This is a genomic window from Sinorhizobium sp. KGO-5, from assembly GCF_036245905.1.
GTDB lineage: Bacteria > Pseudomonadota > Alphaproteobacteria > Rhizobiales > Rhizobiaceae > Sinorhizobium > Sinorhizobium meliloti_A.
Genome location: NZ_BDIZ01000003.1, coordinates 846,748 through 858,487 on the forward strand (window position 1 = coordinate 846,748; position 11,740 = coordinate 858,487).

Below are 11,740 nucleotides of genomic sequence, written 5' to 3' on the forward strand. Positions count from 1 at the left end.
TCTAATGTCGCCGTACGAATCAAGGGAGTGAACAGCGATGCTTATTGGCTTCATCGGCACCGGCGCCATCACCGAAGCGATGGTGACGGGCATCGTCGGTTCCGGGCTCGACGTCGCCGGGATCGTCGTCTCCCCGCGCAACCGGGAGATTGCTGCCCGGCTTGCCGGCCGCTTCCCGCTCGTGCGGATCGCCAAGGACAATCAGGAAGCGGTGGACGCGGCCGACGTGCTGTTCCTCGCCGTTCGTCCTCAAATCGCCGAGGACGTGATCCCCAAGCTCAAATTCCGCAAGGGTCAGAAGATCGTCAGCGTCATTGCCGCTACCGATCGTTCCACGCTTCTCGGCTGGATCAGCGAGGAGGTGGAGCTCACCCAGGCAATCCCCCTGCCCTTCGTCGCCGAGCGCGAGGGCGTGACGGCGATCTATCCACCGAACCGCGCCGTTGCCGCGATCTTTGCGGCACTCGGAACGGCGGTCGAATGCGAGACCAAGGAGGAATATGACCTGCTTGCCGTCGGAAGCGCTCTGATGGCGACCTATCTCGGCATTCTCGACCGGACGACCGGCTGGTTCGCCGAAAAGGGTCTCGACCGCGACAAGGCACGCGCCTATATCGCGCCGCTCTTCGCCAGTCTCTCCCAGAGGGCGGCCAGGGACGAGGGGACGCCGCTCGAAGAACTCGCCCGCGAATTTTCGACCGCCGGCGGATTGAACGAGCAGGTTTTGACGGACTTCGACCGCGGCGGCGGCCACCGGGCGCTGACGGATGCGCTCGAACGCGTGCTGCTGCGGGTGCGCGGCGACGACCGGTAGAGGTCTTCAAAGCTCGGTGCCAAGACCCGCGTGGCGACGAAAACGCCCGGCGGCGAAGTCCACGAAGGCGCGCACCCTTGCAGAGACCATGCGGCCTTCCGCATGCACGATGTGGATCGGCACCGGCTCGCGCTCGTGGTCGGCAAGGACGACCTTGAGCCTGCCGGCTCTCACGTCGGGTGCCACCTGGTAGGACTGAAACCGCGACAATCCCCAGCCCGCCACAGCGGCGGCAAGGACCGCGTCATTGGTGTTGCAGATGAGACGAGGGCTGATCGGAACGCGGATGCCGTTGTCGCGTCCGAAGAGCCATTCCGAGTGGCCGAAGAGGCCCTCACGCCCGATGATGCGATGACGGGCAAGCTCCTGCGGGCTGCCGGGCTCGCCGAAGCGGGCGAAGTAATCCGGCGAGCCGCAAAGCACCTGCCGGACCGAGCCGATCCGGCGCGCAACGAGCCCGGAGGGCGGGAGCGAGGCAATGCGGATCGCCACATCCAGGCCCTCGTCAACCAGATTGGTCACGCGGTCGACGAAGACGGTCTTGACCTGCATTGCCGGATAATGATCGAGAAAGTCGAGGATGACGGGGAGCACGTGGATGCGCCCGAAGAGCGCGGGCGCCGTTACCGTGAGCAACCCCGCAGGGGCGGTGAAGCTACCCGCCGCATTGGCTTCCGCCTCCGCGATCTCCCCGAGGATACGCCGGCAATCGGCCACGTATCCTTCGCCCGCCGCAGTCAGTTTCAGCGAGCGCGTGGTGCGCACCAGAAGCCGTGTCCCGATGAGGTCCTCCAGCTTCGCCACCGCCCGGGTGACCGACGGCGGGCTCATATGCAGCACCTTGGCGGCCGCCGCGAAGCCGCCGCTTTCCACCACCTGCACGAAGATCCGCATCGCCTGCCAGCGATCCATCGAATGCTCCTCGATTATTTCATCAAGTGAAACTGTCTAGTGCCTCTATCGGAGCTTATCAACTCGGCGGATAACAATCATCTTGGTGTCGTTCCATCATTCAACGAGGCCGACATGAAACTCTATCATCATCCCCTCTCCGGCCACGCGCACCGCGCCCGCCTGTTCCTCTCGCTGCTCGGTATCGAGCATGCGCTGGTGGTCGTCGATTTCGCCAGGGGAGAGCACAAGCAAGCGGATTTCCTGAAGCTCAATTCCTTCGGTCAGGTCCCGGTGCTCGACGACGGCGGCACGATCATCTCGGACTCAAGCGCAATTCTCGTCTATCTGGCAAAGAAGACCGGCCGCACGGACTGGCTGCCGGAAGACGCCGCGGGGGCGGCTGCCGTTCAGCGCTGGCTTTCGGTGGCTGCCGGCCAGATCGCCCATGGTCCGGCCCAGGCGCGGCTCATCAACGTGTTCAAGGCGCCCTACCGACCGGAAGAGGTGATCCCTCGTTCGCATGCGATCCTGGCGCTGATCGAGCAGGAGCTCAAAGGCAGAGGCTGGATTGCCGCCGACCGGCCGACGATCGCCGATGTCGCGCTCTACAGCTACGTGGCGCGCGCCCCCGAAGGCGACGTCGATCTCCAGCCCTATCCGGAGATCCGCAGCTGGCTCGCCCGCATCGAGGCATTGCCGGGCTTCGTCGAGTTCGCAAAGACGCCGGTGGGGTTGGCGGCTTAGCGAGCGTAATGACGACGTCCGCTTGCGGGAAGCCATCTCGCACGGCACGTGCTTTTAAACGTATCGAAGGACTGCAACCACCCTCTTCCCTGTGCTTGTCACAGGGACGAGAGCAGCGCCGCGTCTGCGGTGCGAGGAGTCCTTCAGGCCAATGACTTGGCCTGCTGGGTCCCTGTGACAGGCACAGGAATGAGGGAGTTTGGGCCGGGGGCGGATGTTATCGCCCGCGAACAAGCCCCGAGATGCCCAACATTCACGCAACCAAGGAAACAATCGTCATGGAGGCTCCCATCCTCGCACATTCGCCCTGGCACGAGGGCGAAATCGCCCTGCAGAAGAGGCTGGGTGTGGAAACGCGCATGGACGAGATCGGACGCCGCGTCATGCGCGACCACCTGATCGACCAGCACCGGGAATTCTATCCCCTTCTGCCGATGGTCGTGCTGGGCTCGGTCGACCGCGACGGCGACGCCTGGGCGACGCTCAGGGCGGGCGAACCCGGCTTCCTCCGCGCGCCGGACGAAAAAAGGCTTACCGTCGAGCTCCCGCGGGAGCCGACGGACCCCGCCGAGGCGGGCATGGAGGACGGCGCTCCCCTCGCCCTGCTCGGAATCGATCTCGGCACCCGCCGGCGCAACCGGCTGAACGGCACGCTTAAGCGGCATGCCCGCGGTTTCGATCTCGGCGTCGACCAGAGCTTCGGCAACTGTCCGAAATACATCCAGCTCCGCCAGGTCCGTTTCGTACGCGACCCTTCCGTGCCACCTTCCGTACCGCCCGTTTCCAGCTTCGGGTGCAACGCCGCAGCGCGTGCTCTGGTGGCGCAGGCGGACACGTTCTTCGTCGCAACCTATGCCGATCTCGCCGGCGGCCGGCAGATCGACGTCTCCCATCGCGGCGGCCACGCCGGATTCGTGCATGTCGGCGAAGACGGCTGGCTGGTGATCCCGGATTTCGTCGGCAATCGCTTCTTCAACACGCTCGGCAACATCGCGCTCAATCCGCGCGCCGGGCTCACTTTCCCGGACTTCTCCACGGGCGGCCTCCTGCAGATGACCGGCGAGGCCGAGCTCCTGTCCGAAGCTCCGGACGGCGTGCCTCTCGACGGCGCCGAGCGCTATTGGCGTTTCCGTCCGCGCCGCAGCGTATGGCGGGCGGACGCACTACCTGTTCGCTACGACCTTGCCGGAGCGGGATGAGGAAAGTGCGTGCGGTTTTCCGACCGCATCCCGCTCCACCTCTTGGAATCGGCGATAGCAGCAGGCCGGATGTCCGGGTAATTTTTGCGTGCAGGGGAACCAACCTCCCTCGCCAAGGTTACGTGCCCATCCGCCCCCGACCAAGGAGTGCTGCCATGGCCAAGAAACCCTCTGCGCCGAACAATACGAAACCGGCCACCATTCATGACCAGAAAGCGACACGCGGCAACGGTGGAGAACTTCACCAGATCGCCGAAGGCGACACGCCCGTCCTGACGACGGCTCAGGGCGGCCCCGTCGCCGACGACCAGAACAGTCTGCGCGCCGGCGAACGCGGCCCGACGCTCATCGAGGATTTCCATTTCCGCGAGAAGATCTTCCACTTCGATCACGAGCGCATTCCCGAGCGCGTCGTGCATGCCCGCGGCTACGGCGTGCACGGCTTCTTCGAAACCTACGAGTCGCTTGCAGCCTACACCCGGGCGGATCTGTTCCAGCGACCGGGCGAACGAACCCCTGCCTTCGTGCGGTTCTCGACGGTGGCCGGAAGCAAGGGCTCGTTCGACCTCGCCCGCGACGTTCGCGGTTTCGCGGTCAAAATCTACACAAACGAGGGCAATTGGGACCTCGTCGGCAACAACATCCCGGTGTTCTTCATCCAGGACGCGATCAAGTTCCCCGACGTCATACACTCGGTAAAGCCCGAACCGGACCGGGAGTTTCCCCAGGCGCAGTCCGCGCATGACAATTTCTGGGACTTCATCAGCCTGACGCCGGAAAGCATGCACATGGTCATGTGGGTCATGTCGGACCGGGCGATCCCGCGCTCCTTCCGGTTCATGGAAGGCTTCGGCGTCCACACCTTCCGTTTCGTCAATGCCAAGGACGAGTCCACCTTCGTCAAATTCCATTGGAAGCCCAAGCTCGGTCTCCAGTCGGTCGTCTGGAACGAGGCCGTGAAGATCAATGGCGCCGATCCTGATTTCCACCGGCGCGATATGTGGCAAGCCATCCAGTCCGGCAACTTCCCGGAATGGGAACTGCATGTGCAGCTTTTCGATCAGGACTTCGCCGACAAGTTCGATTTCGACATCCTCGATCCGACCAAGATCATCCCGGAGGAAGTGCTGCCGACGAAGCCTGTCGGCCGGCTGGTACTCGACCGCATGCCGGAGAATTTCTTCGCCGAAACCGAGCAGGTCGCCTTCATGACGCAGAACGTGCCGCCCGGCATCGACTTCAGCGACGATCCGTTGCTGCAGGGGCGCAACTTCTCCTATCTCGACACGCAGCTGAAGCGGCTCGGCAGCCCGAACTTCACCCATCTTCCGATCAACGCGCCGAAATGTCCCTTCCAGCACTTTCAGCAGGACGGCCACATGGCCATGCGCAACCCGGTCGGACGCGTGAACTACCAGCCCAATTCCTGGGGCGAGGGTCCGCGCGAGTCGCCCATGAAAGGCTTCCGCCATTTTCCTTCCGAGGAGCAGGGCCCGAAGCTGCGCATCCGCGCCGAGAGCTTTGCCGACCATTACAGCCAGGCCCGTCAGTTCTTCATCAGCCAGACGCCGCCCGAGCAGCGACACATCGCCGATGCCCTGACCTTCGAATTGAGCAAGGTGGAGACGCCGGTGATCCGCGAACGGATGGTCGCGCATCTTCTCAATATCGATGAAACGCTGGGGAAAAAGGTCGGCCATGCCCTCGGCCTGGAGACGATGCCGAAACCGGCGGATGCGGCCGTTGCCACCCGCCAGGACCTCGACCCCTCGCCGGCCCTCAGCATCATCCAGCGTGGGCCGAAGCGTTTCGAGGGCCGCAAGCTCGGAATATTGGCGACGGATGGCGCGGACGCCGCGCTTCTCGACGCCCTTATAGCGGCTGTCGAGAAGGAGAAGGCGGTCTTCGAGCTGATCGCGCCGAAAGTCGGCGGCTTTACCGCCTCCGACGGAAAGCGCATCGCCGCCCACCAGATGCTCGACGGCGGCCCGTCGGTACTCTACGACGCGGTGGTCCTGCTTCCTTCCGCAGAGGCCGTCGCGGATCTGATCGACGTCGCCACCGCGCGCGATTTTGTGGCCGACGCCTTCGCCCATTGCAAATATATCGGCTATGCCGGCGCCGCCGTTCCCCTTCTCGAGAGGGCCGGCATTGCGGAGCTGCTCGATGAGGGAACGATCGAACTCACCGACGCTGCGAGTGCAGCCGCCTTCCTCAAGGAGCTCGGCAAGTTGCGCGTCTGGGGAAGAGAGCCCTCGGTCAAGCTGAAATAGGCCGACGGCTTAGACGGAGTGGACGATGGCGTCGCCCGCACATGGAAAGCCGACGAAGAAGGCCGCTCCGTCAAGCGCGGCGAAGAAGGCAGGGGGCTATCCCCTGCCCGTCAGCACGGCGCCGATGGAAGCCCGTTCCGCGACCGGGCTTCCGGGCGGCGACACATGGCAGTACGAGCCGAAGTGGGACGGCTTTCGCTGCCTTGCGTTCAAGTCCGGCGAGGACGTCGACATAAGGGCGAAATCCGGCAAGCCGCTCGGACGCTTCTTCCCCGAGATCCTCGCCCTGCTGCGCCGACTGGAGCCGGACATGTTCGTCCTCGACGGCGAACTGGTGATCGAGGTCGACGGGCGCCTTTCCTTCGACGCCCTTCAGATGCGCCTGCATCCGGCGGCGAGCCGCGTGCAGAAGCTCTCGCAGGAGACGCCGGCCAAACTCATCCTGTTCGACATGCTGGCCGGCACCGACGGAACGGTCCTGACCGACCAGTCTCTGACAGCACGGCGCGCCCGCCTCGAGACATTCGCCAAAGAGAACGCGGCTGCGGAGATGCTCGAGCTTTCGCCCTTCACGCTCGACATTAAGGAGGCCGAGAGGTGGCTCACCTCATGGCAGGCGGGTGCCACCGACGGGGTCGTCGCAAAGCGGCGCGACGGCGCGTATGAATGCGGCGAAAGGGCAATGGTGAAGGTCAAGCGGCTGAAGACGGCCGACTGCGTCGTCGGCGGCTTCCGCTACGAGAGCGACAGCTCTTTGGTCGGCTCGCTTCTGCTCGGCCTTTACGACACCGAGGGACTGCTGAACCATGTGGGCTTTACCGCGACGATCTCGGACAAGGAGCGGCCTGCCCTGACGCGCCAGCTCGAAGCTTTGCAGGAGCCGCCGGGCTTCACCGGCAAGGCACCGGGCGGGCCCAGCCGCTGGAGCAGCGAGCGCAGCGGCGAATGGCAGCCGGTTCGGCCGGAACTGGTCGTCGAAGTCCGGTTCGACCATGTCAGCAACCGGCGCTTCCGCCACGGTACGAAACTCATGCGCTGGCGGCCGGACAAGGACCCGCGCCAATGTACCTACGAGCAGATCGTACGTCCCGAAGGATCGCCTTGAAAACCGAGGATCCGGGCAGCGATGAGCAATGATCTCCTGATCATCCTGGGAATCGCGGCGGCGGCGGCCGTCGCATCGCCCCTGGGCGGCCTGGCGGCGATCTCGCTCAGGCCGTCGAGCCTCGTGCTCTCGATCGCCGTCGGCTTCGCGGCCGGCGTCCTCATGGGCACCTTCGCTTTCGAGATGATGCCCACCTCCATGGAACTCGCGGGTCTTCCGCTTGCCGTTGCCGGATTTCTGCTCGGGCTGGGACTCGTCTATATTCTCGACCTCTACGTCAACCGCTGGAAAATGGCCGGGCCGGAGGCGGACCAAAAGGCCGAGGTCGATCAGTTGCACCGGAGGCGCAGGCCGCGCGGGAGCAATGTCGCGGTGCTCGCCGGCGGCACGAGTGCGGAAGAGCTGATCGAAGGCATGACGATCGGCGTCGGCGCCACCTTCGAGCCGAAGGTGGCGCTTGTCGTGGGCCTCGCCATCTGCATCGATAATTTCAGCGAAGGAATGAGCATCGGCGAATTGACGCTCGACGAGGAGCGGAAGAACGCGAAGCGCCGGACGCTCGGATGGACCTCCGTCATCGGCCTCTCCCTTTTCGTGTCCGCCGTTGCAGGGTGGTTCCTGCTGAAAGGCCTGGTCCAGCCGGTCACCGGTTTTCTCTTCGCGACGGGAGCGGGCGGGATGTTCTACCTGACGATTACCGACCTCGTGCCGGAAGCGGAGTCGCATCAATTCCAGCAGTCTTCGGCGATCGCCAACGCCGCCGGCTTCCTGCTCGTCATGGTGCTTGCCCAGATGAGCTGATTGGACCACCGCGTCTTGAGGCGCGTCCGTCAGACGATCGCCCGGTCCCAGCCGCCATAATGTTCTTCGCTGCGCGTCCCGCGCGGAAGGCTGAGCGCGATCAGTGCCAAGCCGATCGCGACGTCGGCAAGGGTCGCGACCGTGCTGCCGCCGGCAAACAGGAAGGGCGAAGCCGCCACGCAGGCGCCGAGCAGCACATTCAGGAAGCGCACCGGCCGGACGACCTCCGCCATGGCGGTGACGGAAACCAGGATCACGACGCAGCCGAGAACGTGGTCGCTGTGATAGAGCGGCGGGACGCTGCCGAAAATCAAGGGCGTCGTCATCAGGACCGCGCCGAGCAATGCGCTGGCGACCAGCGTCCAGGGAAAGTTGACGCCGCCGACGATGAATTCCTTCAACAGCTCGGTGGCCGGACGGTTGAGGTCGGGCGCCGGCGTCTGGTCCTCCGAAATGGCCGGGCCGCCCATCCAGAACGTCCGCCAGAACGGCTCGCCCGCCTTCCTTACGCGCCAGAGGTACTGGATGGTGGCGAGCACCTCGTCTATCGAATAGGGGATGAGCACGACGGTGACGGCCGCCTGGATGATGCAGAGCGTACAGAGTGCGCCGATAAGCGGCGGCTGGATGATGATGAAGGAGACGCTGACGGCGCCGAGGGGCACGATCAGCAGGCCGAAGAGGAGCACCATCCAGGGCATGGTGCGCCAGCGCCGGCTGTCACCGATCGCGCCGGCCAGAATGTCCAACGAATAGGCGAAGGCGCCGAGGCCGGCATCGGCGATCGGAAAGCCCTTGGAAACCCAGGACGTCACGACCGCCTCGCTGCCGTTGCGGACGGGTGCCTCGCCAGGCCCGAAGAACGGGTCCCACAGCCCGTCGACATGGCCCATCTGATAGGCGGCGAGATAGCGCGAGACGAAGAGGCCGACGAAGGCGAGCGCGACGATCGGCATTCGCTGCGTGAAGGAGGACGGCGAATAGCTCCAGCCGAGCGGCCGGTCGTCGTCGGCCGCGAGCGCCCGCAGCCTTATTCCGGGCGTCGGCGGAATCATCACCGCAAAGGCCACGATCAGCATGCCGACAAGCGTATCGATGGCGTAGGCCGCGGCACTCGTCGTCCAGAAGACAAGCGGGGCAAGCATGATCCAGACGCCGAGCGCGGCCGTGATCCATTGCGCATGAGACCAGCGCCGGTACATCCCGAAAAGCGCGAATGCGGCAACGAGCAATCCGGACAGGATCTCGCTTGTCCCGAGACGGGCATTGCGTATGGCGGGTTCGTCGATCTCGTGGCCGAGCGCCGGTGGCAGCGGCACGCTGACGGGATCGAAAAGGCCGAGCGTCGCCGGCGAGGAGACGAGCCACAGGCCGAGAGCGACATTTGCCAGCGGCGCCCAGAGCGTGCGCAGCCGGTGCGCTTCCACGGCAGCTTCGACTTCGGCGTCACTGCGCTCCAGCGGCTCCGCCAGCCTTTTCTCCGCCTGCTCGATCTCGGGATCCGAGGCGGCGACCACGGAGGGCTCCAGCTTGTTCTTCGCGTACCAGTCGGTCGGGTCTTGCTTCAGCCGCCGGATCATTTCCGGCAACGTCGCAGCTAGGCTGTGCCTCGGCTCCCAGCCGAGCTTGTTGCGGGCACGGGAGATGTCGATCTCGTAATGATCGTCCGAGTTCTCGACCATCCACGGCTTGATCTCCGAGTCCTGGTCGAGCACCTCGGTCTGCATCCAAGCCCCCGGCTTGGCGAGGCTCTTGGGCAGAGCGAGCGTGCGCCAGTCCTCGCCGTGGATCAGCCGGCCGATGCGCTTCTGCAAGTCGCCATAGGAGAGCGTTTCCTCCTCGCCGATCAGCAACACGCAATCATCGGGCAAGTCGTTGCGACGGTCGACCGTGCGCGCGAAAGCCTCGACCAGATCGTCCTTGTGCAGATAGGGCTGGCCTGCATCCAGATCGCCGCTGAACAGATAGGCGGTCGGGAGCCGCTCGAAGATGCGGGCGATCTGCTGAGCGATGAAAGCGGCTCGGCAGTCCTCGTCATAGACGCCAGCGAGACGGAGGGTCGCGGTCCTGATTGCGCCGCGATGTCTGGCAATCACCGCCTCGGTCTCGGCCTTCGATTTGGGATAGGCCCAGGCGGGGTCCAGCGGATCATCCTCGTTGATCCGCGCACCCCTGGCCGGACTGGGCGCCTGCACCAGCAGCGTGCTTGCATAGATGAACTGTTCGGTGGGAAGACCCTGCAGCGCCTCCAATAGCCGGCGCGTGCCCTCGACATTGACGGCATCGTATTTGGGATTGTCCTTGCCGGTGGTGTCGTAATAGGCGGCGAGATGAATCACGGAAGCAAGGCGCTCGCCGCTGCGCTTACCCGCCGTCTCGATCGCCGCTCTCACGCTTTCGTCGGAGGTGATGTTGAATTTGATCGTCTCTTCGGTCTCGGACTTGCCTTTCGGCGGGGACAGGTCGAGCCCGATGACGCGATACCGGTCCCTCAGGCGATGCGCGATCGCCTGGCCCAGAAAGCCGCTCGAGCCGGTAATGAGAACGGTCGGCTGATTTGCATCTTTCGGCATGCCGAAGCAAACCGCGCTCCGGCAGGAAGGTTCCCGACTGGGTTGAAGCGCACGAACTACGCCCCCACGCGCGCCACGACGGGAATATAGTTTTCGAGCTCCGGCGCCGGGAAATGCAGCGTCGCGCCGATCTCGGCGGAGCGGTAGAGGCCCATCAGGATTTCGACGACCGCCAGGCCGTCCTCGAAGGTTTCGAGCGGCTTTATCCCCTTGCGGAAGCATCCGACCATGTGGCGGTTTTCGTCCGTATAGCCGTAGACGCCGGCTTCGTCCTCCAGCACCGGCATCAGGCCCTGCTCGGCATTCTGCTTTTCGACGAGGTCCTCGCCCTCTGTGCCCTGCACGGCCCGCGACAGGAAGATCTTCAAGCCGGTGCCGAGCGAATTATACTCCAGCGCATATTCGGGGCCGAGGAGCTCGAGCTGAATGCGCAGGCCGGCGCCGACATAGGCCCAGGAGGTCGTTGCCTCGATCATCAGCTCGTTGCCCTCCTCGTCCTCCAGCGTCACGGTCGCCCGGGCGAAATCCTCCGATGGGCGCCGACGGTAGTCGACATCCTCACCGAAGCGGCGGCGCAGCTCATCGGCATAGCCGGCCCGCGTCCATTTGAGGTTCGCGACCGTGCCGTTCACCGATTTGACCTTCAACGAATTGCGAGGTGCGCCGGGCGCCGTGAGCAGATGGCGCGCCACCTCGACGCTGTGGCACATCATATCGGAAAGCACCCCGCCGCCCTGCTTGTCGCCCTGCCAGAACCAGGGCTCGTGCGGACCGGCATGTTCTTCCGCGGCGCGTGCGAGATAGGGCCGGCCGGTGGTCGAGGCGGCGCGCTGCCAAATGATCTCCTTGCCTCGCAGCACCGGCGTGCAGAAGACCTGGTTTTCGAGATAGCCATGGTTGAGACCTGCATCCTCGGCCAGGTGCAGCATCTCGCGTGCCTCCGCTACGGTGCGCGCAAGCGGCTTCTCGCAGGCGACAGCGAAGATCTTGCTGCGTCCCGCCTTGATCTCCCCGTGGAGCGTCCGCATGACGTCGAGCCGCGTGTAGTTCGGCGACAGAATCCAGACCGCGTCGACGTCGCCGGCGGACAGGAGCGATTCGAGACTCTCATGCGCGCGGCACTCGCCGAGATCAAGCGCCCCGACTTCGCTCGCGAAGCGCGCGCGGTTTTCGGGATTGCGGCTGTAGACGCCGGTCACCTCGACATTGCGTACCCCGATGAGCGATTTCAGGTGGAAATGCGCGATAAAGCCGGTGCCGACGAAGCCTACTCGCAAGGTCTGTTTCGGTACTGTGGTCATTCTTTCCTCCCCGACATCCAGCGGCGACCGCTTCCA

At 64.7% G+C, this 11,740-nt stretch carries 9 protein-coding genes; 6 read left to right on the forward strand and 3 right to left on the reverse strand.

What is annotated here, in order from left to right; all coding sequences use genetic code 11:
• The first annotated feature begins 37 nt into the window (after window positions 1-37).
• Complete coding sequence (locus BHD07_RS17970; protein WP_338282143.1) at window positions 38-814, forward strand: pyrroline-5-carboxylate reductase; 777 nt, start codon at window positions 38-40, stop codon at window positions 812-814.
• A gap of 6 nt (window positions 815-820) precedes the next feature.
• On the opposite strand, the gene BHD07_RS17975 is transcribed toward BHD07_RS17970, so the two are convergent.
• Window positions 821-1,726: a LysR family transcriptional regulator gene (locus tag BHD07_RS17975; protein ID WP_338282145.1), complete on the reverse strand. Its 906-nt coding sequence runs from the start codon at window positions 1,724-1,726 to the stop codon at window positions 821-823.
• A gap of 114 nt (window positions 1,727-1,840) precedes the next feature.
• Here BHD07_RS17975 and BHD07_RS17980 point away from each other — a divergent pair, with 114 nt between their 5' ends.
• The 5 genes from BHD07_RS17980 (at window position 1,841) to BHD07_RS18000 (ending at window position 7,830) form a co-directional block, all read left to right on the forward strand.
• Window positions 1,841-2,452 (forward strand): glutathione S-transferase family protein, encoded by a 612-nt coding sequence (locus tag BHD07_RS17980; RefSeq protein WP_338282147.1) that lies wholly within the window; start codon window positions 1,841-1,843, stop codon window positions 2,450-2,452.
• A gap of 242 nt (window positions 2,453-2,694) precedes the next feature.
• Window positions 2,695-3,651: a pyridoxamine 5'-phosphate oxidase family protein gene (locus tag BHD07_RS17985; protein WP_338282149.1), complete on the forward strand. Its 957-nt coding sequence runs from the start codon at window positions 2,695-2,697 to the stop codon at window positions 3,649-3,651.
• 155 nt (window positions 3,652-3,806) lie between these two features.
• The gene (katE, locus tag BHD07_RS17990; protein WP_338282151.1) at window positions 3,807-5,924 is read left to right on the forward strand and encodes a catalase; all 2,118 of its coding nucleotides are present in this window, start codon (window positions 3,807-3,809) and stop codon (window positions 5,922-5,924) included.
• A 25-nt stretch (window positions 5,925-5,949) separates the two neighbouring features.
• Window positions 5,950-7,029, forward strand: a complete 1,080-nt coding sequence (locus BHD07_RS17995; RefSeq protein WP_338282153.1) for an ATP-dependent DNA ligase — start codon at window positions 5,950-5,952, stop codon at window positions 7,027-7,029.
• A gap of 21 nt (window positions 7,030-7,050) precedes the next feature.
• Entirely contained in the window at window positions 7,051-7,830 is a 780-nt protein-coding gene (locus tag BHD07_RS18000; RefSeq protein WP_338282155.1) for a ZIP family metal transporter, read from the forward strand.
• A 29-nt stretch (window positions 7,831-7,859) separates the two neighbouring features.
• On the opposite strand, the gene BHD07_RS18005 is transcribed toward BHD07_RS18000, so the two are convergent.
• Window positions 7,860-10,403 carry an NAD-dependent epimerase/dehydratase family protein gene (locus BHD07_RS18005; RefSeq protein ID WP_338282156.1) on the reverse strand — a complete coding sequence of 848 codons (2,544 nt, stop codon included), beginning with the start codon at window positions 10,401-10,403 and terminating at the stop codon, window positions 7,860-7,862.
• Between the two features lie 56 nt (window positions 10,404-10,459).
• Window positions 10,460-11,704: a Gfo/Idh/MocA family protein gene (locus BHD07_RS18010; protein ID WP_338282158.1), complete on the reverse strand. Its 1,245-nt coding sequence runs from the start codon at window positions 11,702-11,704 to the stop codon at window positions 10,460-10,462.
• Window positions 11,705-11,740: the final 36 nt, after the last annotated feature.